21 protein-coding genes are annotated in these 22028 nt (G+C 60.6%); 8 read left to right on the top strand and 13 right to left on the bottom strand.

Going from position 1 to position 22028, the window contains the following annotated elements; genetic code table 11:
- Nucleotides 1–13: 13 nt before the first annotated feature.
- The 4 genes from creD to CAF77_RS03115 form a co-directional block, all read right to left on the bottom strand.
- A complete protein-coding gene (gene creD, locus CAF77_RS03130) occupies nucleotides 14–1384 on the bottom strand; it encodes a cell envelope integrity protein CreD (protein WP_085654011.1) in 1371 nt (456 codons plus the stop codon).
- Between the two features lie 82 nt (nucleotides 1385–1466).
- Nucleotides 1467–2882: a two-component system sensor histidine kinase CreC gene (gene creC, locus CAF77_RS03125; RefSeq protein ID WP_085654010.1), complete on the bottom strand. Its 1416-nt coding sequence runs from the start codon at nucleotides 2880–2882 to the stop codon at nucleotides 1467–1469.
- Nucleotides 2882–3562 carry a two-component system response regulator CreB gene (gene creB / locus CAF77_RS03120; RefSeq protein WP_064380262.1) on the bottom strand — a complete coding sequence of 227 codons (681 nt, stop codon included), beginning with the start codon at nucleotides 3560–3562 and terminating at the stop codon, nucleotides 2882–2884. Before creB ends, creC begins: the two co-directional genes overlap by 1 nt.
- A 73-nt stretch (nucleotides 3563–3635) precedes the next feature.
- Nucleotides 3636–4139, bottom strand: coding sequence for an ATP-dependent zinc protease (locus tag CAF77_RS03115; protein ID WP_007959815.1), 504 nt, complete (start codon nucleotides 4137–4139; stop codon nucleotides 3636–3638).
- Nucleotides 4140–4404: 265 nt separating this feature from the next.
- On the opposite strand from CAF77_RS03115, the gene CAF77_RS03110 reads away from it, so the two are divergent.
- Nucleotides 4405–5292 carry an acyltransferase gene (locus CAF77_RS03110; RefSeq protein WP_085654009.1) on the top strand — a complete coding sequence of 296 codons (888 nt, stop codon included), beginning with the start codon at nucleotides 4405–4407 and terminating at the stop codon, nucleotides 5290–5292.
- A 1-nt stretch (nucleotide 5293) separates the two neighbouring features.
- Here the strand turns inward: CAF77_RS03110 and CAF77_RS03105 are convergent, their stop codons facing one another.
- Nucleotides 5294–5851 carry a DUF2780 domain-containing protein gene (locus CAF77_RS03105; RefSeq protein WP_011336267.1) on the bottom strand — a complete coding sequence of 186 codons (558 nt, stop codon included), beginning with the start codon at nucleotides 5849–5851 and terminating at the stop codon, nucleotides 5294–5296.
- Between the two features lie 263 nt (nucleotides 5852–6114).
- Between CAF77_RS03105 and CAF77_RS03100 the strand changes: the two genes are divergently transcribed.
- Nucleotides 6115–6513 carry a hypothetical protein gene (locus tag CAF77_RS03100; RefSeq protein WP_085654008.1) on the top strand — a complete coding sequence of 133 codons (399 nt, stop codon included), beginning with the start codon at nucleotides 6115–6117 and terminating at the stop codon, nucleotides 6511–6513.
- 80 nt (nucleotides 6514–6593) lie between these two features.
- Here the strand turns inward: CAF77_RS03100 and fdhA are convergent, their stop codons facing one another.
- From fdhA to CAF77_RS03060, 8 genes are all read right to left on the bottom strand, one after another.
- Nucleotides 6594–7793 (bottom strand): formaldehyde dehydrogenase, glutathione-independent, encoded by a 1200-nt coding sequence (gene fdhA / locus CAF77_RS03095; RefSeq protein ID WP_011336270.1) that lies wholly within the window; start codon nucleotides 7791–7793, stop codon nucleotides 6594–6596.
- 201 nt (nucleotides 7794–7994) lie between these two features.
- On the bottom strand, nucleotides 7995–8852 hold the full coding sequence (gene purU / locus CAF77_RS03090; RefSeq protein WP_007959808.1) for a formyltetrahydrofolate deformylase: 858 nt from the start codon (nucleotides 8850–8852) through the stop codon (nucleotides 7995–7997).
- 13 nt (nucleotides 8853–8865) lie between these two features.
- On the bottom strand, nucleotides 8866–9498 hold the full coding sequence (locus CAF77_RS03085) for a sarcosine oxidase subunit gamma (protein WP_064380256.1): 633 nt from the start codon (nucleotides 9496–9498) through the stop codon (nucleotides 8866–8868).
- 132 nt (nucleotides 9499–9630) lie between these two features.
- The gene (locus tag CAF77_RS03080; RefSeq protein WP_085654007.1) at nucleotides 9631–12648 is read right to left on the bottom strand and encodes a sarcosine oxidase subunit alpha; all 3018 of its coding nucleotides are present in this window, start codon (nucleotides 12646–12648) and stop codon (nucleotides 9631–9633) included.
- Nucleotides 12645–12974 carry a sarcosine oxidase subunit delta gene (locus tag CAF77_RS03075; protein WP_085654006.1) on the bottom strand — a complete coding sequence of 110 codons (330 nt, stop codon included), beginning with the start codon at nucleotides 12972–12974 and terminating at the stop codon, nucleotides 12645–12647. The genes CAF77_RS03080 and CAF77_RS03075 overlap by 4 nt, the downstream gene beginning before the upstream one ends.
- A gap of 14 nt (nucleotides 12975–12988) precedes the next feature.
- Nucleotides 12989–14239: a sarcosine oxidase subunit beta gene (locus CAF77_RS03070; RefSeq protein ID WP_003206307.1), complete on the bottom strand. Its 1251-nt coding sequence runs from the start codon at nucleotides 14237–14239 to the stop codon at nucleotides 12989–12991.
- 20 nt (nucleotides 14240–14259) lie between these two features.
- The gene (glyA, locus tag CAF77_RS03065; RefSeq protein WP_011336274.1) at nucleotides 14260–15513 is read right to left on the bottom strand and encodes a serine hydroxymethyltransferase; all 1254 of its coding nucleotides are present in this window, start codon (nucleotides 15511–15513) and stop codon (nucleotides 14260–14262) included.
- A 282-nt stretch (nucleotides 15514–15795) separates the two neighbouring features.
- Nucleotides 15796–16506, bottom strand: a complete 711-nt coding sequence (locus CAF77_RS03060; protein WP_085654005.1) for a TraX family protein — start codon at nucleotides 16504–16506, stop codon at nucleotides 15796–15798.
- Nucleotides 16507–16633: 127 nt separating this feature from the next.
- On the opposite strand from CAF77_RS03060, the gene CAF77_RS03055 reads away from it, so the two are divergent.
- The 6 genes from CAF77_RS03055 to CAF77_RS03025 all read left to right on the top strand — a co-directional run bounded on the left by CAF77_RS03055 (nucleotide 16634) and on the right by CAF77_RS03025 (nucleotide 21999).
- Nucleotides 16634–17674 carry a low specificity L-threonine aldolase gene (locus CAF77_RS03055; RefSeq protein WP_064380249.1) on the top strand — a complete coding sequence of 347 codons (1041 nt, stop codon included), beginning with the start codon at nucleotides 16634–16636 and terminating at the stop codon, nucleotides 17672–17674.
- 314 nt (nucleotides 17675–17988) lie between these two features.
- On the top strand, nucleotides 17989–18522 hold the full coding sequence (locus tag CAF77_RS03045) for a transposase (RefSeq protein WP_085654003.1): 534 nt from the start codon (nucleotides 17989–17991) through the stop codon (nucleotides 18520–18522).
- Between the two features lie 248 nt (nucleotides 18523–18770).
- A complete protein-coding gene (locus CAF77_RS03040; RefSeq protein ID WP_085654002.1) occupies nucleotides 18771–19595 on the top strand; it encodes an NAD(P)-dependent oxidoreductase in 825 nt (274 codons plus the stop codon).
- 90 nt (nucleotides 19596–19685) lie between these two features.
- Nucleotides 19686–20171, top strand: coding sequence for an Hcp family type VI secretion system effector (locus CAF77_RS03035; protein ID WP_064380246.1), 486 nt, complete (start codon nucleotides 19686–19688; stop codon nucleotides 20169–20171).
- Nucleotides 20168–21616 carry a hypothetical protein gene (locus CAF77_RS03030; protein WP_085654035.1) on the top strand — a complete coding sequence of 483 codons (1449 nt, stop codon included), beginning with the start codon at nucleotides 20168–20170 and terminating at the stop codon, nucleotides 21614–21616. The genes CAF77_RS03035 and CAF77_RS03030 overlap by 4 nt, the downstream gene beginning before the upstream one ends.
- Entirely contained in the window at nucleotides 21613–21999 is a 387-nt protein-coding gene (locus CAF77_RS03025; RefSeq protein ID WP_064380244.1) for a hypothetical protein, read from the top strand. Before CAF77_RS03030 ends, CAF77_RS03025 begins: the two co-directional genes overlap by 4 nt.
- Nucleotides 22000–22028 lie beyond the last annotated feature (29 nt).

Here is a 22028-nt window from a genome sequence, read left to right as displayed (position 1 = left end):
CCCACAAACCGGCTCATTGCACCGCTCCGATATCGAATTGCAGCGGTTTGGCCGGTTTCTGCCCGATCCCGTACCAGTCCAGATTGCGGGTCAGCACCATGAACACACCGAGCAGACCGAACAGCAGCAGCGAACCCATCAGCAGCGCGTAATCCTCGGCGCTCAGCAAGCCGTAGAGCAAGCCGTACAACGCCGCCAGCCCCGCCGAAAAACTCAAGCCATGCCGCACGCTGCGCAGCACGTGGCAGACATAGAAACCGATCAACAGCACGCAACCGCTGGCCGACAACAGATACGCCAGGGCAAACCCGATGTGCTCCGACAACGACAGCAGCAACAGATAAAAGAACGCCAGCGCCACACCCACCAACGCGTATTGCACCGGGTGCACCGCCAGGCTTTTCAGCACTTCGAACAGGAAGAACCCGGCGAACGTCAGGACGATGAACAGCAGCGCATATTTGATCGCCCGGTCACTCTTCAGGTACTGATCCACCGGATCGATGAAGCTCACGCCGAAACTGCGCCCGTTGAACGCCTCGCAATCGTTGCCCGACACACAACGGCTCATCGCCTCCTGCAAATTGGTGGAGAAAAACGAGGTCTGCCAATCGGCGGTGAAACCCTGATCGTTGATCTCGCGTTTGGCCGGCAGAAAGTTGCCGATGAAGCTTGGGTGCGGCCAGTTGGCAGCGAGGTTCACCCGACTGGTCTTGCCCACCGGCAGCACTTGCAACGAGCCGGTGCCTTGCAGGCGCAGGTCGAAGCCGAAGGCCAGTTCCGTGGTCTTGCTGGTGTCCAGCGCCGGCAGCGTCACTCGCACACCCTCGCCCAGCCAGCCGACCTGGGTGCCGGGCACGAAGTCCAGACGCTGCGCGCCCAGTTCCAGCTTCAGCGCGTTTTCAATCCCGCGAATGTCGCTGATGCCGACTGCAAGGAACGGCGCATCGAAGGTGTAATCGGCAAAGTCTTCCTTGACTCCCAACTGCGCAGGCACCGAGAAATGCCCGCTGATACGGTTATCGGCATGGAACAGCCGCGCCTCGTAAATGCCACGCGCGCGCAGCTCGGTCTGCACCTGGCCGTCGAGTTCAAAGCGTTCCGGGAGGAAATACAGGCGTCCGCGTTCTTCGCCGATTTCCTGATAACGCTCGTCGCTCTTCTCTTTGGTCTTCCAGGTGCGAACAACTTTGCGATACGGCACAACCATCACCGGCCCGCTGAGTTGCTGGCTGTAGCTTGAGCTTCTGGCGATGTCTTCGAGCACACCGTCACGCAGTTGCTGGCGATCGTCGATGATGCCGTCGATCATCAGCAGCGGTACCAGCAATACCAGGATCAGCAGGGCAATGGCCCCGAGTTTTATCGTCAGACTTTTGTTCATGGGACTCTCCCTGTTTCGATGGGCAGAGTCTGCAAAGAGGATGTGGGGGTTTTGTGGGAGGAATGTGGAGTTTGTGTGGAGACTACAACTGCAGAACGACTTCCACCCCGGCTTCGACGTTGCCGATGCGCATCGAACCACCGTGCAACTTGACCACCTCTTCGACAAAATTGAGCCCGAGACCAGTGCTTTTACGTCCGCTGTCCGGGCGTGGCAGGGAGTAGAAGCGCTCGCTCAAGCGCGGCAAGGCGTAGTCGGGAATCGGCGTGGTTTCGTTGAACAGGCGAAGCTCGACCCGCTCACCGATTTTCTCGGCGCCGAAGCGCAGCAGACCGTGCGACGGGGTGAAATCCAGTGCGTTCTCCAGCAAATTGCCCAGCGCCTGACGCAACAGAAACGGCTCGCCTATCAACGCCAGATCCGGCGCGATGGTTTGCTCGATCCGCAGTTGCCGGCCTTCGATGCGTGCCATTTGAGCCTGTAACAGCTCATCCACCAGCGCCGCCAATGGCACTGCGACGCGTTCCTCAAGACCCTGCCGCTGTTCGACCTGAGCAAGATTGAGCAGGCGCTCGATCAACTGCTGCATCCGGGCACTTTCACTGTCGATGTTGCCGACAAAACGCAATCGCTGATCCGCCGACATCTCGTCCTGCAACAACTCGGCGGCACCACGAATGGCGGCCAGGGGGCTCTTCAATTCATGGGTCAGGGTGTGCACATAGCGCTCGACGTAGGCCTTGCCTTCGAGCTGGGTGCGCATCTGTTCCACGGCGGTCGCCAACTGCTCCAGCTCGCCGCCGCGATAGTGCGGCACCGCCACCCGACGGCCCTCGCTCACGGCCTGGGCGTACACGGTCAAGCGGTGCAGCGCGCGACTGAGCCACCACGACAGCACGGCGCCAAGCAACAGGCCGAGGCCGATCAATCCGGCGCCGTAACCGAGCAAGCGGCGTTCGGTGCGATCGACATAGGGTTGCAGTGAACTGTTGGGTTTGGCCACGGTGACCACGCCGATGATCGCGCCGTTGTCGCGGATCGGCGCACCGACGTGCATCACTGAAGAATTCGGATCATTCGGGTCACTGCGGCTGGAGCGTGCGCCGTATTCGCCGCGCAGGGTCAGGTAGACGTCGTTCCAGCGCGAGTAGTCCTGACCGACCGCAACACCGCTGGAGTCCAGCACCACGATGCCCTTGGCGTCGGTAACGTAGATCCGGTGGTTGACCTGGTTTTTCGCCAGGCCCCAGATCGTCGCCTTCGGCTGGCGTTCGCCATAGGCGCGGAGCAGCTGCGGCCAGCGATTCTGGTTGAGGGTGCCGGCCTTGAAATCGTCCCGCAGGATTTCTGCCATCAGGTTGGCGGTATCGACCAGGGTTTCTTCGGTGGACTGGCGCACGCCGGGGCGGATTTCTTCCATCACCGTGTTGAGCACGAAATACCCGGTCAGGCCGATGAACAGGACGTACACCAGGAAAATCCGCAGCCCCAGCGACATCAGCTGTGCCCCGGACTGTAGCTGTAGCCGAGGCCGCGGTGGGTCTGGATCGGCTCGGCTTCGGCACGCACCAGACGCAATTTGGCGCGCACGCTTTTTATATGGCTGTCGATGCTGCGCTCGTACCCGGCGTCCGCCGCCACCCCCAGCGCATCGAGCAACTGCTCGCGGCTGAACACCCGCTCGGGCTGTTCGAGCAGGCATTGCAGCAGACGGAATTCGTGGCGGGTCAGGCTCAGGGGTTGGCCGCGATAGCTGATCTGTACACGTTCGGGATCGATGCGAAACAGCGCCGAGGACGCCTCGATGGCCGGGCGTGGCGCCATGCGCTTGAGAATCGCCCGGACCCGCGCCGCCACTTCCCGTGGGCTGAACGGCTTGACCACGTAATCGTCGGCGCCGATTTCCAGACCCACCACCCGGTCAATCTCGGCATTGCGCGCACTGAGAAACAGCACCGGCACTTCACTGAAGCGACGCAGTTGCTTGCAGGTTTCGAAGCCACTGATGTCCGGCAAACCGATGTCGAGGATGATCAGATCCGCCGGGGTCTGGCGCTGATGCTCCAGCGCCGCTGCGCCCAGGCTCAGCCAGGTCGTGGTGAAGCCCTCGCCCTGCAAGGCAAAAATCAGCGTGTCGGCAATCGCCGCTTCGTCTTCGACAATCAGGATATGAGGCATGGCGTCCGAGCCTGTGGGTTAAGTGCGCGAACGGTGCCCCAAGCCCGGCGTTACGTCAATGAGACCACTTGCTTCAGCAATCAGGTTTGTCAGCAGTGAAGCGTCGCGCCGGGTTCACCGCCGCGCCGAACTCGCGCAGGGCCTTGGCACCGATCAGCAACGGGTAGTTGAAGTTGCTGCGGTCGGTCAGGTTGACCTCCACGGTACGCTTGACGTCGCCCAGGCACAGCTCCAGATCGACTACCGGGCGCTTGGCCACTTCGGTGCTTTCGCCCTCGTCTTCTTCATCCGAGCGACTCTTGATCTTGCTGATCCGCGCAACCTTGTGTTCGTACACCTTGTTGCTGGCGTCCTTGGTGGCCAGACGGAAACGCACCCAGTCTTCGCCGTCGCGCTTGAACGTCTCGATGTCCTTGGCCGACAGCGAGGCAGTCAGTGCGCCGGTGTCCATCTTGGCCTTGAGCACTTCGCCGCCGATTTCCGGCAGCGCGATGTATTCGTAACGACCGTACAGGGTCGGCTCGGCTGCCAGGACCGGCAGGGCGACGAGGGAAAGCAGTGCAAGGAGGGATTTCACGTAAAGGGCTTCCTTGGGAAATGGGGGCGTCAGACGCGAGATTTTAGACCGTTGTTTACTTGATCGTTCCCACGCTCCGCGTGGGAATGCATCAGGTGACGCTCCGCGTCACAGGGACGCAGAGCGTCCCCGGCGGCGTTCCCACGCAGAGCGTGGGAACGATCAGACTAACGCCCCACAGGTGAAACATTCGTCACCGGCGGATTTGGCCTGTCGGCCGAAGCCACTTATCATGGCGCGCCCATCCGTTTTCCAAGAGTTGCTTATGCGCCGCCTGCTCACCGGCTGTTTCGTCACCCTGCTGCTGTTGTCCAACACCCTGGTGCTGTTCGGCCCGCTGATGGTGTTTGCCCTGCTCAAGCTGATTCTGCCGGGGCGCTTTCGCGACTACGCTTCGTGGGCGGTGATGTGGATCGCCGAAACCTGGGCGGAAATCGACAAGCTGATCTTCCGCCTGTGCATCCCCACGCAATGGGACATTCGCGGCGGCGAAAACCTGCGCAGCGACACTTCCTACCTGGTGATCAGCAATCATCAGTCCTGGGTCGATATCCCGGCGCTGATCCAGACCCTCAACCGGCGCACGCCATTCTTCAAGTTCTTCCTCAAGAAAGAGCTGATCTGGGTGCCGTTCCTGGGCCTGGCCTGGTGGGCGCTGGACTACCCGTTCATGAAGCGCTACACCAAGGCATTCCTGGCGAAGAACCCCGAGTTGGCCGGCAAGGATCTGGAAATCACCAAAGCCGCGTGCGAGCTGTTCAAGCGCCAGCCGGTGACGGTGGTGAATTATCTGGAAGGCACCCGTTACACCGCCGCCAAAAGCACTCAGCAGCAGTCACCGTTCAGCCATCTGCTCAAGCCCAAGGCCGGCGGCGTGGCGTTCGTACTGGCGGCGATGGGCGAACAGCTGGACGCGATTCTCGATGTGACCGTGGTTTATCCACAGCAGAAGATTCCGGGGTTCTGGGACCTGATCAGCGGCAACGTGCCACGCGTGATCGTCGACATCCAGACCCGCGAGCTGGATCCGGCCCTGTGGCAGGGCGATTACGAAAACGATCCGGCGTTTCGCGAGAAGGTCCAGAACTGGGTCAACCAGCTCTGGACCCTCAAGGATCAGCGCATCGCCGAACTCAAGGGCGAGCGCCGCTGAGTCAACCGTTGGTGCCGGTGCCCCAGATGCTGCCCAGGCTTTGCAGCAACGAGCCGCCGACACCCTGCTGACCGAGGTATTGCAGCAGGATCGGGGCAAACTGGCCAACCATCCCGCTGTCCATGCCCAGCGCACCGAAGGCGTTGTTCAGGTCATTGGTGTCCTTGACGTTGCCCAGCGCATTTTCCAGCCCGGCGGACTTGCCCGACGAGCCGAGCAAACCGCTCAGCGCCGCCAGATTGCCAGCGCCGCCCGACAGCTTGTCGATGCCCGGCACTTCCTTGGCCAGCTCGGAATAGTCCGTGTTGCTCAGCTGGTTCTTCGCCAGTCCCAACATCGCACTGGTGCCGCCGACCGCTTGCTGCGGCGTGACGTTCAGCGCGCTCAAGGCACTCAACAGACCGGCGGTTTCCGAGGTCGGTGCCGCGGCGGCGGCCTTGTCCCCGCCTTGCATGCCCGATACCGCACCGGCCACGTCATTCAAACTGAAACCGGCAAACACCGGCCCTGCCGCCAGGGTCAGGAGCGATGCCAGGGCAAAACCGCGTGAAATCTTCATTCAGACATCCTCTTGTGGCGTGGATTGCGCCGGATACAGGCGCTCAAACTGCCGGTTTGACCGGAGGACCGTCGGCATGTTCCAGCCGGTAAAGATCATTTTCCTTTAAAGAAACGCCACAAGACGACGGCCTTTAGCTCAGAAATTTTAAAAACCGACAGCGGTTATTTCGAAAAATGCTTAAAACCTGTCATTTATGACAGTTAACGAATGGAACATTAACAGACAGCATTACAGCTCAATCCCGTAACGGAGTACGAGTAATGTTGAAAAAAACATTTGCTGCTGCGCTGGTCGCCGTTGCTCTCACCAGCACGGCCTATGCCGATTGCCCCGCTGTCACAACATTTATAAAACTGCCGGACGGCAGGTTCGTCGCGCAGATGAACCCCGAATTAGCGATACCGGTTGACGTCGATCCTGCCACTGCCAGTGAATCGGAGGTCCGGAGCCTTCTCTTCACCGCTGTACGCCTCAAGGAAAAAGATGATAAGGATAACGCCAGGGCCGTCTGCCAGTACGAAGATGGGAAAAATCGTCCCTCACTAGCGGCATCTTTGGTCTGGAAACCCGGGAAACCCATCACGCCTTCCGGTCTGAACTGGAAGAACGATCAGTGTGCGACAAAGAGCGGGAACGTTGGGGACTGCCCGTTCCAGTAACGAGCCAAACAACTTAATTTTTGAAGCGTATGCAACGCAAAAGGGCAGCCCGACGGGCTGCCCTTTTTCATCTATGCAACTTACGCCGCACTGAACAACTTATGCGGATCAATCACAAACTTCTTCGGCACGCCGGCATCGAACTCGCCGTAACCTTCCGGCGCCTGGTCGAGGCTGATGACCTGCACGCCCACCACTTCGGCGATGTTGATGCGGTCCCACATGATCGCCTGCATCAGCTGACGGTTGTACTTCATCACCGGGGTCTGACCGGTGTGGAAGCTGTGGGATTTGGCCCAGCCGAGGCCGAAGCGGATGCTCAGGCTGCCCATTTTCGCGGCGGCATCGACAGCACCCGGATCTTCAGTCACGTACAGTCCCGGAATACCGATCTTGCCGGCTACGCGCACTACGCCCATCAGCGAGTTGAGTACGGTGGCCGGGGCTTCGGATTTGACGCCGTCGTGACCATGACCACGGGCTTCGAAGCCCACGCAGTCCACCGCGCAATCCACTTCAGGCTCGCCCAGCAGCGCGGCGATCTGTTCGTGCAGCGGGGTGTCTTTCGACAGGTCGACGATTTCGAAACCCTGAGCCTTGGCGTGGGCCAGGCGGATGGTGTTGACGTCGCCGACGATCACCACCGCCGCGCCCAGCAGACGGGCCGAAGCAGCAGCGGCCAGACCGACCGGGCCTGCGCCCGCGATGTAAACGGTGCTGCCCGGACCGACGCCAGCGGTAACGGCGCCGTGGTAACCGGTCGGCAGAATGTCGGAGAGGCAGGTCAGGTCACGGATTTTCTCCATGGCCTTGTCGCGGTCCGGCAGTTTCAGCAGGTTGAAGTCGGCGTACGGCACCAGCACGTACTCGGCCTGGCCACCAGTCCAGTCGCCCATGTCGACGTAACCGTAGGCACCACCGGCACGGGCCGGGTTGACGGTCAGGCAGACGCCGGTGTGTTGCTCCTTGCAGGAACGGCAGCGCCCGCAAGCCACGTTGAACGGAACGGACACCAGATCGCCGATTTTCAGGCTTTCGACGTCGCTGCCCTTCTCGATCACTTCACCGGTGATCTCGTGTCCCAGCACCAGACCGACCTGAGCGGTGGTACGGCCGCGCACCATGTGCTGGTCGGAGCCGCAAATGTTGGTTGAAACCACACGCAGGATGACACCGTGCTCAATCTTCCTGCCGCGCGGATCCTGCATTTTCGGATAGTCGATTTTCTGTACTTCGACCTTGCCAGCGCCGAGATACACCACACCACGATTGCCAGACATGCTTTCACCTCGCTGTTGTTTTTATGGAACCGCGCCGCCCAGGCAGGCAGCGCGTTAAGTGCTCGGGTACAGATGCTGATGCTTGTGTTGCCTGTTATGGCCTCATCGCTGGCAAGCCAGCTCCCACAGGGATTCTGGTTGGATTCAAATTTTGTGAACGACACAAAACCCTGTGGGAGCGAGCCTGCTCGCAATGGCGATCTAAAGAACGACGGTTCTGTTGGCGTTCAAGAAAACCCTTCTTTCGATGTGATACCCGACAGCCCGGGCCAGGGTCAGGCCTTCGATGTCGCGGCCCTTGGCGATCAGGTCCTCGGGGTAGTGACTGTGATCCACCGCCTCGACGCCCTGGGCGATGATCGGCCCCTCGTCCAGGTCGTTATTGATGTAGTGCGCGGTAGCGCCGACCAGTTTCACGCCCTTGTTGTAGGCCTGGTGATACGGCTTGGCGCCCTTGAAGCCCGGCAGCAGCGAGTGGTGAATGTTGATCGCCTTGCCATCGAGCTTGCGGCACAGCTCCGGCGACAGCACCTGCATGTAGCGGGCGAGGATCACCAGTTCAGCGCCGGCCTCTTCGATCACCTGCCACACCTGCCGCTCCTGGGCCGGTTTGTCGTTGGGGTCGAGGGGGAAATGGTAGTAGGGAATCTGGTGCCAGTCGGCCAGCGGCTTGAGGTCCGGATGGTTGGACACCACCGCCGCCACGTCCATCGACAACTGGCCGATGCGCTGGCGATAGAGCAAGTCGTTGAGGCAGTGATCGGCCTTGGAGACCATGATCACCACTTTTGGCCGGTAGTTCGGCGCAGTCAGCTCGAAGATCATGCCGAACGCCTGACCGCGTTCGGCGAGGCCGGCGCGGAAGGACTGCTCGTCAAAACCGTCGGGCTGACGGAACTCCACCCGAATGAAGAAGCGGCCCGAGAGCCGGTCATCGAACGAGTGGTGCTCGGTGACGTAGCAGCCCTGCTCGAACAGAAAACGCGTCACCGCGTCCACGGTGCCGAGAACGCTGGGGCAGTCGGCGGTCAGAATCCATGTATCCGGGGCGCGGCTCATCGTTTTCTCCTGATCAGGCCTGAACGCTAAGGCCGTATTCGGCGGACGCATCCTGCAACCACAACCACCAGTAATCCGAGAAGCTGCGGCGGATCAGCAGTTCCCAGGTGTCTTCGGCGGTGTGGCGGATCATCAGCTGCGACTTGGCGAACACCGTGCCGACCGCCTTGCCGACCGGGAAGTTGTTCGGGTGCACGTCGTAGCTGGTGGATTTCATCAGCACCTGACGCACGTTCGGGCCGCTCAGTTCGAGCAACTGCTGGCCGCCGCTGACGTTGACGATTGCGATGTGCAGATCGCCCAGCGCTTCGCGCAGTTTCTGCTCGGCAGCGAACTCTTCACCGCTCGGCACGATCAGCAGCCACTCGTCCGGGCCCATCCATTGCAGGCTGGTTTCACCTTTGACGATCACGCTCAGGGCACCCGGCAATTCGATGCCCAACGCTTTGTGCACACCGGCAGCGAATGCGGCATCGTGGCCGTCGCCACGGATGGTCAGATGGCCGAGGAGTTTCTTCTCGCGCACGGTCACGCCGGCGTTCTTGCGGCCCTTGCCGACCAGGCTGGCGAGGTCGGCATGATGCAGCGACGACTCGGCCTTGGCCCCGGTGGTCGGGCGTTGTTGGTAAACGTTGGCTGCGGTCATAAAACACCTATTCTTTTGTTTGATCGTTCCCACGCTCTGCGTGGGAATGCCGCCATGGACGCTCTGCGTCCGCTCTTGGGACGCGGAGCGTCCCGGGATGCATTCCCACGCAAAGCGTGGGAACGATCAGTATCAAATGTTCTGGCGATCGCCTTTCGGATCGAAGAACACCGAAGAAACGATTTCCGCCTCGATCACGCTGCCATCCGCCAGCGGTGCGAACACCCGCTCGCCCATGCGCTTGAGACCGCCCTTCACCACACCCATGGCAAACGAATAGCCGAGGGAGTTGTGCGCATAGCTGGAGGTCACGTGGCCGACCATGGTCATCGGGATCGACTGCTTGGTGTTGAACACCAGCTGTGCACCTTCCGGCAGCCAGACGTTCGGATCGATCGGCTTCAGGCCCACCAGTTGTTTACGCTGGTCACGCACGCAGTCTTCACGGTTCATGCCGCGCTGGCCGATCCACGAGAACGGCTTGGTGCGACCGACGCACCAGCCCATGTTCAGGTCGTCCGGGGTCATCGAGCCGTCGGTGTCCTGGCCGACGATGATGAAGCCCTTCTCCGCCCTCAAGACGTGCATGGTTTCAGTGCCGTACGGGGTCAGGTTGTACTGCTTGCCCGCCTCGACGATTTTTTCCAGCACGCCCATCGCGTAGTCGGCCTGGACGTTGACTTCGTACGACAGCTCACCGGTGAACGAGATGCGGAACACCCGCGCCGGCACACCGCCGACCAGACCTTCTTTCCAGGTCATGAACGGGAACGCTTCATTGGCCAGGTCGATGTCGGTCACGGCGCTGAGCAGCTTGCGGCTGTTCGGGCCGGACAGGGTCATGGTCGCCCAGTGGTCGGTGACGGAGGTGAAGTACACCTTCAGGTCCGGCCATTCGGTCTGGTGGTACAGCTCCAGCCACTGCAGTACGCGAGCCGCGCCGCCGGTGGTAGTGGTCATGACGAAATGGTTGTCGGCCAGACACGCCGTCACACCGTCGTCGAAGACCATGCCGTCTTCCTTGCACATCAGGCCGTAACGGGCCTTGCCCACGTCGAGCTTGGTCCAGGCGTTGGTGTACACGCGGTTGAGGAACTCGCGGGCGTCCGGGCCCTGGATGTCGATCTTGCCCAGGGTCGAAGCGTCCAGCAGACCGACGCTGTCGCGCACGGCCTTGCATTCGCGCTTGACGGCGGCATGCATGTCTTCGCCGTTTTTCGGGAAGTACCACGGACGCTTCCACTGACCGACGTCTTCGAACTCGGCGCCGTTTTTCAGGTGCCATTGATGCAGTGCGGTGTAACGCACCGGTTCGAAGATGTGCCCGCAGTGACGGCCAGCTACCGCGCCAAACGTCACCGGCGTGTAGTTCGGACGGAACATCGTGGTGCCCATCTGCGGGATGGTCACGTTCAGCGAGCGAGCGGCAATCGCCAGACCGTTGACGTTGCCGAGCTTGCCCTGATCGGTGCCGAAGCCCAGCGCGGTGTAGCGTTTGACGTGTTCGACCGACTCGAAACCTTCGCGGGTCGCCAGTTCGATGGCGGCGGCGGTGACGTCGTTCTGCAGGTCGACGAACTGCTTCGGCGCCCGGGAAGTGCCTTTCTCGTGCGGCACCTGGAACAGCGCCAGGGTTGGTTCTTCGAGACGGCTCAGGGCTTTCGGCAACACGGCTTCAACGGTCTGGAAACCGGCTTCGGACGCCGCTCGCACGCCGCCTTCAAAACCGTCAGCCAGGGAGTCGCCGAGACCGTAGACGCCGTTGATGCCACCGACGCACACGCGTTTCTGCGGTGCTTCGCCCGGTACGAAACCGAGGATGTCTTCGCGCCAGATCGGCTTGCCGCCGAGGTGCGACGCCAGGTGAACCACCGGGCTGTAACCGCCGGAGCTGGCGATCAGGTCGCAGTCGAGCCATTCGCCGGGGCTGGTGACCTTGTGGCCTTTGACATCGATCGCCGCCACGCGGGCAGCGGTGACGTGCTTGCTGCCACGGGCCTCGATCACGGCGCTGCCGGTGAGGATGCGAATGCCTTTGGCGCGCGCCTCTTCAACCAGTGCGCCACGCGGATTGCTGCGGGCGTCGGCGATGGCGACGACTTGCAGGCTGGCGTCGAGCCAGTCCAGCGCCACGCGGTAGGCGTGATCGTTGTTGGTCGACAGCACCAGTTTCTTGCCCGGTGCCACGCCGTAACGGCGCACGTAAGTCGACACCGCACCGGCGAGCATGTTGCCCGGCACGTCGTTGTTGCCGTAGACCAGCGGACGCTCGTGAGCGCCGGTCGCCAGCACCACACGCTTGGCGCGGACGCGGTGAATGCGCTGACGCACCTGGCCGATCGGCGCGCGGTCACCGAGGTGATCGGTGAGGCGTTCATGAATGGTCAGGAAGTTGTGGTCGTGGTAACCGTTGACCGTGGCGCGCGGCAACAGCAGCACGTCCGGAGTATTCTTCAGCTCAGCGATGACGCTGGCGACCCACTCCATCGCAGGCTTGCCGTCGAGGCTTTCGCGGGAGTCGAGCAGGCTGCCGCCGAACTCTTCCTGTTCATCGGCGATGATCACCCGGGCACCGCTGCGGGCAGCAGCCAGGGCAGCGGCCAGACCGGCCGGGCCGGCGCCGACGATCAGCACGTCGCAGTGCTGGTTCATGTAGTCGTAGGTGTCCGGATCGACTTCGGTCGGCGAACGACCAAGACCTGCGGCCTTACGAATGTACTTTTCGTAAGTCATCCAGAACGATTGCGGGTACATGAAGGTTTTGTAGTAGAAGCCCGGCGGCATCAGCTTGCCGCCGACCTTGCCGAGAATCCCCATCATGTCGTTGTTGACGCTCGGCCAGCCGTTGGTGCTGGTGGCGACCAGGCCCTGGTACAACGCCTGTTGCGTGGCGCGCACGTTAGGGATCTGGGTGGCTTCGGTAGCACCGATCTGCAGCACCGCGTTCGGCTCTTCGGCACCGGCGGCGAAGATGCCGCGCGGACGTGAATACTTGAAGCTGCGGCCAATGATGTCAACGCCGTTGGCCAGCAGGGCTGCGGCCAGCGAGTCGCCTTCAAAACCTTTGTAGGTCTGGCCGTTGAAGGTGAAGCTCAGCACTTTGTTGCGGTCGATCCGTCCACCGTTGGACAGGCGATTGGTCTGGCTCATACCTTCTCTCCCAGCGCCGTCGTGGCTGTTTTCGCAGTGTCAGCCTTGTCGGTGAATTGCGGCTTGGTGCCGATCTTGTAGGTTTCGAGAATCTCGTAGGTCACGGTGTCGCGGGTGACGTTGAAGTACTGGCGGCAACCGGCGACGTGATCCCACAACTCGTGGTGCAGACCGCGAGGGTTGTCGCGGAAGAACATGTAGTTGCCCCACTCCTCGTCGGTGCAGCTGTTCGGATCCAGCGGACGCGGGATGTGCGCCTGACCGGATGCGTGGAATTCCTCTTCGGAGCGCAGTTCGCCGCAGTGAGGACAGAAGATATGCAACATGGGGATTTCTCCTGTTAGTGGGCGACAGCCGCAGCGCCGTGTTCGTCGATCAACGCACCGTTGTGGAAACGGTCGATGGAGAAAGGAGCGGCCAGCGGGTGCATTTCACCCTTGGCCAGACTCGCGGCAAACACGTTGCCCGAGCCAGGTGTGGCCTTGAAGCCACCAGTGCCCCAACCGCAGTTGAAGAACATGTTCGGTACCGGGGTTTTCGAAATGATCGGGCACGCATCCGGCGTGGTGTCGACGATACCGCCCCACTGACGGTTCATGCGCACTCGCGACAGCACCGGGAACATCTCGACGATGGCCTGGATGGTGTGCTCGATCACCGGGTACGAACCGCGCTGGCCGTAGCCGTTGTAGCCGTCGATACCGGCGCCGATCACCAGGTCGCCCTTGTCGGACTGGCTGATGTAACCGTGCACGGCGTTGGACATGATCACACTGTCGATGATCGGTTTGATCGGCTCGGACACCAGTGCCTGCAACGGGTGCGACTCGATCGGCAGACGGAAACCGGCCAGCTTGGCCATGTGCCCGGAGTTACCGGCGGTGACCACACCGACGCGTTTGGCGCCGATGAAGCCCTTGTTGGTTTCAACACCGATGCACACGCCGTTTTCCTTGCGGAAACCGATCACTTCGGTCTGCTGGATCAGGTCCACGCCGAGTGCGTCGGCGGCACGGGCAAAACCCCACGCCACGGCATCGTGACGGGCCACGCCACCGCGACGCTGAACGGTTGCGCCCATCACCGGGTAGCGGGTGTTTTTCGAGCAGTCGAGGTACGGAATTTCGTCCGCGACTTGCTTGGCGTTGAGCAGTTCGCCGTCCACGCCGTTGAGGCGGTTGGCGCTGACCCGACGCTCGGAATCACGGATGTCCTGCAGGGTGTGGCACAGGTTGTAGACGCCGCGCTGGGAGAACATCACGTTGTAGTTCAGGTCCTGAGACAGGCCTTCCCACAGTTTCATCGCGTGTTCGTACAGGTGCGCCGACTCGTCCCACAGGTAGTTGGAGCGAACGATGGTGGTGTTGCGCGCGGTGTTGCCGCCGCCCAGCCAGCCCTTCTCGACCACGGCCACGTTGGTGATGCCGTGTTCTTTGGCCAGATAGTAGGCCGTCGCCAGACCGTGCCCGCCGCCGCCGACGATGACCACGTCGTAGACCTTTTTCGGGGTCGGCGTGCGCCACATGCGCTGCCAGTTTTCGTGGTGGCTGAGGGAGTGTTTGAAGAGGCCGAAGCCCGAATAGCGTTGCATAGTCATGTACTCCAGAACGCTCAGCGATAAACCGGGAAGTCAGCGCACAGGGCCGAAACCTGCTGGGCGACGTTGGCCTCGACATCGGCATCGCCGAGGTTGTCGAGGATGTCGCAGATCCAGCCGGCCAGCGTCACGCACTGGGTCACCTTGAAGCCGCGGGTGGTCACCGCCGGGGTGCCGATGCGCAGGCCGGAGGTCACGAACGGCGACTGCGGGTCGTTCGGTACGGCGTTCTTGTTGACGGTGATGTGAGCGCGACCGAGGGCGGCGTCGGCGTCCTTACCGGTGAGGCCCTGACGGATCAGGCTGACCAGGAACAGGTGATTGTCGGTGCCGCCGGACACTACATCGTAGCCACGTTTGATAAATACGCTCGCCATCGCCTGGGCGTTGTCGATCACTTGTTGCTGATAGGCCTTGAAGCCAGGCTCCAGCGCTTCCTTGAAGCACACGGCCTTGCCGGCGATGACGTGCATCAGAGGGCCGCCCTGAGCGCCGGGGAATACCGCCGCGTTGAGCTTCTTCTCGATTTCTTCGTTGGCCTTGGCCAGGATCAGGCCGCCACGTGGACCGCGCAGGGTCTTGTGCGTCGTGGTGGTGACCACGTCGGCGTAAGGCAGCGGGTTCGGGTACAGACCGGCGGCCACCAGACCGGCGACGTGCGCCATGTCGACGAACAGCAGGGCGCCAACCTTGTCGGCGATCTGACGGAAGCGCGGGAAGTCGAGGGTTTTCGAGTAGGCCGAGAAACCGGCGACGATCATCTTCGGTTTGCACTCGACAGCCAGACGCTCGACTTCGTCGTAATCGATCAGGCCGGTCTTGGTGTCGATGCCGTACTGCACGGCGTTGTACAGCTTGCCCGAGGACGAAACCTTGGCGCCGTGGGTCAGGTGACCACCGTGGGCCAGGCTCATGCCCAGAATGGTGTCGCCCGCTTGCAGCAGCGCGAGGTACACGGCGCTGTTGGCCGAAGAACCGGAGTGCGGCTGGACGTTGGCGTAATCGGCGCCGAACAGTTGCTTGGCGCGTTCGATGGCCAGCGCTTCGACCTTGTCGACGTGCTCGCAGCCACCGTAGTAGCGCTTGCCCGGATAGCCTTCGGCGTATTTGTTGGTCAGGCCGCTGCCTTGCGCTTGCATGACGCGTTTGCTGGTGTAGTTCTCCGACGCGATCAGCTCGATGTGATCTTCCTGACGTTGCTCCTCGGCATTCATCGCCGCCAGCAGTGCATCGTCGTAACCCTGGATCTGGTCTTGCTTGCTGAACATCGCGTCTCTCCCAGCGGCATCTGTGCGCCATTCGTCTCGGTAAGGCACGGCGCTCAGCCAGTGCCCTTTGATGCGATGGTATGGCCGGCGCAGGGAGGTCAAATGCCTACGGACGCCACGCAAAGGTGCGTTTACGACATGGCCCGAAATGCCATTGCCAGACTCGATCTCGAAAACACCGGAAAACCTTGTGGGAGCTGGCTTGCCAGCGATGGCGGCGGCACATCCGACATTGATGGTGGCTGACCCACCGCTATCGCTGGCAAGCCAGCTCCCACAGGGTTATGTGAAGAGTTGGCGGACGGCGAGCAGCAGCAGGAAATGCGCGGGATAGAGGGCATACGCCCAGCGGTGCATCGGAGGTGGCTGAAGATGTCGCCCATGTCGCAACAGGAACATTCCGAGCATTGGCGCAAACAGACAGGTGGCAATGCCGAGGATGGCGACCATGTTGCCGAACTGCGCGGATTCGTAGAGCACCCGCCATTGATTCGCGGCCAGACACAGCAGGCCCGGCAACAGGCTGAAATACCAGGGTTTGCGAAACACCAGCAGCGTCGCCAGCGGCAGCAGGACGCCGAACAGACCGAACATCAGTCGCTCCGGGAACAACGCGGCCACCAGCAAGGCGCCGACAGCCAGCAATCGCGAAACCAGTGCCTGATCCTGCCAGCCCCGCGCCACCAGCAAACCCAGCGCCAGCGTGGGCATCACGTTCAAGGTGTCGGGCTCGGGAATGTACAAACGGTAGGGAATCTCGCTGAGCAGGCTGAACAGCAGCAACCAGCCCAGATAGCGCCATTCGGTCTTGCGCGTGCCGTCCCGCGCCAGATTCGCCGCCATCGCCAGGCAGAACCACGGGAACGCCAGCCGCCCCGGCACATACAGCCAATCGGCGCTGATCCCGACATATCGCAGGTGATCGAGCAGCATGCTCAGCAGCGCCAGCCACTTGAGCAGATCGAGTGCGCCGTCACGCTGGCTCAGGTGCATAATCGGCTCGCATCCTTGTAAAGTTCTGACAGCGACATCCCGTGTGCTCCCCGGATGATCTTCGGTAAAGTGCGCACCCTCATTGACCAACGGAGCGCCACAAGCGCACCGATCACGGAAGCCGGCCATGACCGACAAGAGCCAACAATTCGCCAGCGACAACTACTCCGGTATCTGCCCTGAAGCCTGGGCTGCCATGGAACAGGCCAACCACGGCCACCAGCGCGCCTATGGCGACGATGAATGGACAGCCCGCGCCTCGGATGATTTCCGCAAGCTGTTCGAGACCGATTGCGAAGTGTTCTTCGCCTTCAACGGCACCGCCGCCAACTCGCTGGCGCTGTCGTCGCTGTGCCAGAGTTACCACAGCGTGATCTGCTCGGAAACCGCCCACGTCGAAACCGACGAATGCGGCGCACCGGAATTTTTCTCCAACGGTTCGAAACTGCTGATCGCCGGCACTGAAAACGGCAAGATCACCCCGGCCTCGATCCGCGAAGTCGCCCTCAAGCGCCAGGACATCCACTACCCGAAACCGCGCGTGGTGACGCTGACCCAGGCCACCGAGGTCGGCAGTGTCTACACCCCGGAAGAAGTCCGTGCCATCAGCGACACCTGCAAGGAACTGGGCCTGAACCTGCACATGGACGGCGCGAGGTTCTCCAACGCCTGCGCATTCCTCGGCTGCTCACCCGCGGACCTGACCTGGAAGGCCGGCGTCGACGTGTTGTGCTTCGGCGGCACGAAAAACGGCATGGCGGTGGGTGAGGCGATCCTGTTCTTCAACCACAAACTGGCCGAAGACTTCGACTACCGCTGCAAACAGGCCGGGCAACTGGCTTCGAAGATGCGTTTCCTGTCGGCGCCGTGGGTCGGCATCCTGGAAAACGACGCCTGGCTCAAATACGCCCGCCACGCCAACCACTGCGCGCAACTGCTGGCTGAACTGGTCAGCGACATCCCGGGCGTGGAACTGATGTTCCCGGTCCAGGCCAACGGCGTGTTCCTGCAACTCTCGGAACCGGCCATCGCCGCCCTGACAGCTCGCGGCTGGCGCTTCTACACCTTCATCGGCAAGGGCGGCGCCCGCTTCATGTGCTCGTGGGACACCGAGGAAGAACGCGTACGCGAACTGGCACGCGACATCCGCGACGTCATGTCGGCCTGATCGCCTCCTCCTTGATCGTTCCCACGCTCCGCGTGGGAATGCCTCCCGGGACGCTCCGCGTTCCTGCCGCACCGCCGATGCAACGCCTGCCACCGCCATGACGCGGAGCGTCGAGGGCTGCATTCCCACGCAGAGCGTGGGAACGATCAAACGCCGACTCTATGTTGACTTTTCCCACCTTCACTACAGACGTCTCTGCTAGCGAGATCACTTTATCGACCCCACTCTTCTCGTTCCCACGCTCCGCGTGGGAATGCATCCGGGGACGCTCCGCGTTCCTCTCAACAGCACCGCAAGATTCAAGGATGAATCCCATGGGCCGAAGCCGCTACACCATCACCGAACCCGAAAAGCCTCACTTCCTGACCTGCACGCTGGTGGAGTGGCTGCCACTGTTCGTCCGCCCTTACCTCGTCGACCACCTGCTCAACTGTTGGCGCTATCAACAAACCCACCGGCAACTGAAACTCTACGGCTACGTGATCCTGGAAAACCACCTGCACTTCGTCGCCCAGGCGCCTGACCTGAGCAAATGCCTGAGCCAGTTCAAATCCTTCACAGCCCGACAGATCATCGATGACCTGCAAAACAGGGGTGCAGAAAGAGCATTGAAGCGCCTTCGCTTCAGCAAACGGGCACACAAGGAAGATCGGGTGTATCAGATGTGGCAGGAAGGTGCTCACGCGGAGATGGACTACAGCGAAGAAGTCATGCGCCAGAAACTCGATTACATCCACAACAACCCGGTAAAGCGTGGTTATGTGGAGCTGCCGGAGCACTGGCGGTATTCGAGCGCCCGAAACTATGCAGGGCTGGATGGGTTGATCGAGGTTCAGCGCTGGTACTGAAGCCCCTGATATCCCACACGCAGATCGCTTCCTGATCGTTCCCACGCTCTGCGTGGGAATGCATACCGGGACGCTCCGCGTTCCTGCCGCACCGCCGATGCAACGCCAGGCACCGTCATGACGCGGAGCATCAAAGGCTGCATTTCCACGCGGAGCGTGGGAACGATCTGAGACCGCGTTACCTTCACTGCTTGGTCTACATTGTCTGTCGAGCCATCGCTCACATAACAATAAGCAGGAGCTTGCGCATGTCGCTAAAAGGCAAAACCTTGTTCATCACTGGCGCCAGCCGTGGCATCGGGCGCGAGATTGCGCTGCGGGCCGCGCGGGACGGGGCCAATATCGTGATCGCGGCCAAGAGCGCCGAGCCGCACGCCAAGTTGCCCGGCACCATCCACAGCGTCGCCGCTGAAGTCGAAGCGGCCGGCGGCAAGGCCTTGGCGCTTCAACTGGATGTGCGGGATGAGGAGGCGGTGCGACAGGCGCTGGCTCAGGCCAATGAACATTTCGGTGGGATTGATGCGCTGGTGAATAACGCCGGGGCGATCAAGTTGACCGGTGTGCAGCACATCGAGCTCAAGCGTTTCGACCTGATGCACCAGATCAACACCCGCGCGGTTTTGCTGTGCAGCCAGGCGGCCCTGCCCTACCTGAAGAAATCCTCCGGGCACATCCTTAACCTGTCACCGCCGCTGAATCTGGCCAGTAAGTGGTTCGCCCAGTACAGCCCCTACACCGTGACCAAGTACGGCATGAGCATGCTGACGGTCGGGATGAGCGAGGAATTCGCCAACTACGGGATCAGCGTCAATTCGCTGTGGCCGCAGACCATGATCGCCACGGCGGCCATCGAATTTCAGCTGGGCAATCGGGAGTCGTTCAAGCATGCGCGCACGCCGCAGATCATGGCGGATGCGGCGCATGTGATTTTGAGTAGCAGCGGGCGGCGGATTACCGGGCGGTTGCTGATTGATGAGGAGATTTTGCAGGAGAGCGGCGTAACCGAGTTCGATCATTACCGCTTTGATCCGGGGAGTGATGCGAAGTTGATGACAGACCTGTTTATCGACTGAGCATTTTCAGAAACGACCTACGCCAGGGCCTACATAAACCAAACAGGCCTCGCCATAGACTGCCGACTCCATTTTCGAGGAGCGCAGACTATGGCGAACCCTGCCTACATGACCATCACCGGCAAGACCCAAGGCCTTATTTCAGCCGGATGTTCGACGCCGGAATCGGTCGGCAACAAATACCAGACGGCCCATACCGATGAAATCATGGTGTTCGCCCTGAGCCATGAAATGCGCCGCGACGCCAATCTCGGAAAACCCGTCCACCGGCCGGTCATCATCACCAAAGCGGTCGACAAATCTTCCCCACTGCTGGCTCAGGCGCATTCGACCAGCGAAGAACTGGACTGCACGATCAGCCTCTACCGCACTTCGCCCCAGGGGCAGCAGGAAAAATTCTATTCGATCACCCTCGACGGGGCGGTTCTCGCTGAACTGTCGCAGGATGTGCCGCACGTGATTCTGCAAAATGATGCCCAGCCTCAAGAACAACTGGCCATTCGTTACCGCGGCATCAGTTGGGTACACCACATTGCAGGCACCACTGGCTATACCTCGTGGGGCGAAGCGGGTTGAGTTCACGGCAGCATGATCTGTGCGATGTGCAGGACGCTGCCGGCAACCTGCTTGGACAGGCACTGACCATCGGAAACCGTCATCTGGCATTTGGCATTGCACGTGTGCAATTTCATCAACAAGTCGCGTACTTCGCCAAGCAAATTACCGAGGAGGTAGCGGACGGACGCCTGACGCCGCAGCAAGGGATCAATGCGCTTGCGCAGGAACAACGAAACCTGTTGATCCAGTCCCGAGCCCTGCAGCAGAACAGACACGGCACGCTCACCGGCGCGGCCAGGACACCACACTTGTCGATGCTTCCACATGCCGCGGCAAGCCCCGATCCGCACCGTTTACTGCGGGCCGTTCGCCAGCAGAATCTGAGAGTGACGCGCCTGAACTCAGCCCCGCTCTCATCTGTGCATCCAGTCAACGACTTGCGATTTTTCCCCCGCGAACACTGGCCCCAGGAATTGCCGGCACCGGAGGAGCCTGGGTTCTACATCGTGCCCAAAAGTCTGTCCGCCGAGAAACTGCAGGCGCAACTGTTTCCGTCGCCCAAGCCGAATGTCATCGCCAAATTCAAAAGCCTCAATCAGCTGGACGACGTGGTGAAAGCCGGAACGCTGATTGTCCTGAGCGACCCGGACAATCAGCAATGCACCTATGAAGAATCACTGCTGATGGAAACCGCGCACATCGTCAGCATGGCGCTGGCGCCGTTGACGGTGGAGGAAGCGGACTTTTTTGCCCAGCACTATGAGGTCATCAGACGGACGCTTTCAGATGGGTCGAAAGTTATTGGGGTTGGTACCGCTATGGCCGCTAACCATCTGGATGGCATAAAAGCCGCTTTGAAAGATATTGAGGAATTGCATACCAGCACGATCAAGGCCAATGGCAGCCTGAATTCAAAGGCATTCAAAAAGCGCCGCGCCGGATTACTTCAACGGCTGGACGGACAGCTCACCGGATTGACCAAGAGAGCCATCGGCCTCCCTGATTACCCAAACCTTAAAATCGCTTTAGGTATTGAGCATCCTCACCGGGTGCACCGTTGGAGAAAGGCTGGCGGCATCGGCCAGACGCCCGGGTACTCCACTCACATTCAAGGCGTAGTGAAAGCCTCGCAATACATCAAATACGGTGGCTGGATTGGTACGGCCGTGGGTGGCGGAGCCTCGGCAATGAAGGTTCAAGATGTCTGTACGAACGGCAGTGCCGAGGCATGCAAAAAGGTGAAATACACTGAAGCCGGAAGTTTTCTGGGTGGAGCTGTCGGTTCTGCTGTGGGTGCAAGCGCGGCCTCCACCATTTGCGTAGCAATCGGGGTATCGACCGCAGGTATCGCTGGGGTGCTGTGTGGGGTACTGGTTGCGGGAGCCGGATCTTTTACGATCGGCTCTGTGGGCGAAAAAGGCGGCGAAATCGCCGGTGAATTGATTTACGAGAAAATCCGATGAGTTATGCAACTGCAAGAGAAGCATTCATTATTCTAAACATCATAAATTTCGCCACACTCATAATAATAAACTGCATATCGCTATATATCGCAAAAACAAAAATAGAGCTAATTATCAGCAGCCTTCAGAACAGCTCAATATTAAGCGGCCTCATCATGCTATGGCATGGCGGGATACATGGGCGGATCTACATGATGGGAGAAATTTTTGGTTTCCTGAAACGCCCGGAAGTCTACATTTACCAAGGAAAATTGAGTGCAACCGATATAATAAATTTTCCACCAGATTTTAAACGCACGCTGCTGACACTGTATAAATATCAGCGAATTTCAGGCTTCATGTTTGTATTCTTTGGGCTTCTCGCCGTATTCGAAGTCATTTAAAAACAGCAACTAATGCCTTCTTGTGATTT

It is taken from the genome of Pseudomonas sp. R15(2017) (genome assembly GCF_002112685.1).
GTDB lineage: Bacteria > Pseudomonadota > Gammaproteobacteria > Pseudomonadales > Pseudomonadaceae > Aquipseudomonas > Aquipseudomonas glycinae.
This window is presented reverse-complemented; position numbering and strand designations above follow the sequence as displayed.

Bases quoted from the DNA above. Each gene is read 5' to 3' on its own strand.
- creD (WP_085654011.1), bottom strand. From the start codon at position 1,384: ATGAACAAAAGTCTGACGATAAAACTCGGGGCCATTGCCCTGCTGATC.
- creC (WP_085654010.1), bottom strand. From the start codon at position 2,882: ATGTCGCTGGGGCTGCGGATTTTCCTGGTGTACGTCCTGTTCATCGGC.
- creB (WP_064380262.1), bottom strand. From the start codon at position 3,562: ATGCCTCATATCCTGATTGTCGAAGACGAAGCGGCGATTGCCGACACG.
- CAF77_RS03110 (WP_085654009.1), top strand. From the start codon at position 4,405: ATGCGCCGCCTGCTCACCGGCTGTTTCGTCACCCTGCTGCTGTTGTCC.
- CAF77_RS03105 (WP_011336267.1), bottom strand. From the start codon at position 5,851: ATGAAGATTTCACGCGGTTTTGCCCTGGCATCGCTCCTGACCCTGGCG.
- CAF77_RS03100 (WP_085654008.1), top strand. From the start codon at position 6,115: ATGTTGAAAAAAACATTTGCTGCTGCGCTGGTCGCCGTTGCTCTCACC.
- fdhA (WP_011336270.1), bottom strand. From the start codon at position 7,793: ATGTCTGGCAATCGTGGTGTGGTGTATCTCGGCGCTGGCAAGGTCGAA.
- purU (WP_007959808.1), bottom strand. From the start codon at position 8,852: ATGAGCCGCGCCCCGGATACATGGATTCTGACCGCCGACTGCCCCAGC.
- CAF77_RS03085 (WP_064380256.1), bottom strand. From the start codon at position 9,498: ATGACCGCAGCCAACGTTTACCAACAACGCCCGACCACCGGGGCCAAG.
- CAF77_RS03080 (WP_085654007.1), bottom strand. From the start codon at position 12,648: ATGAGCCAGACCAATCGCCTGTCCAACGGTGGACGGATCGACCGCAAC.
- CAF77_RS03075 (WP_085654006.1), bottom strand. From the start codon at position 12,974: ATGTTGCATATCTTCTGTCCTCACTGCGGCGAACTGCGCTCCGAAGAG.
- CAF77_RS03070 (WP_003206307.1), bottom strand. From the start codon at position 14,239: ATGCAACGCTATTCGGGCTTCGGCCTCTTCAAACACTCCCTCAGCCAC.
- glyA (WP_011336274.1), bottom strand. From the start codon at position 15,513: ATGTTCAGCAAGCAAGACCAGATCCAGGGTTACGACGATGCACTGCTG.
- CAF77_RS03060 (WP_085654005.1), bottom strand. From the start codon at position 16,506: ATGCACCTGAGCCAGCGTGACGGCGCACTCGATCTGCTCAAGTGGCTG.
- CAF77_RS03055 (WP_064380249.1), top strand. From the start codon at position 16,634: ATGACCGACAAGAGCCAACAATTCGCCAGCGACAACTACTCCGGTATC.
- CAF77_RS03045 (WP_085654003.1), top strand. From the start codon at position 17,989: ATGGGCCGAAGCCGCTACACCATCACCGAACCCGAAAAGCCTCACTTC.
- CAF77_RS03040 (WP_085654002.1), top strand. From the start codon at position 18,771: ATGTCGCTAAAAGGCAAAACCTTGTTCATCACTGGCGCCAGCCGTGGC.
- CAF77_RS03035 (WP_064380246.1), top strand. From the start codon at position 19,686: ATGGCGAACCCTGCCTACATGACCATCACCGGCAAGACCCAAGGCCTT.
- CAF77_RS03025 (WP_064380244.1), top strand. From the start codon at position 21,613: ATGAGTTATGCAACTGCAAGAGAAGCATTCATTATTCTAAACATCATA.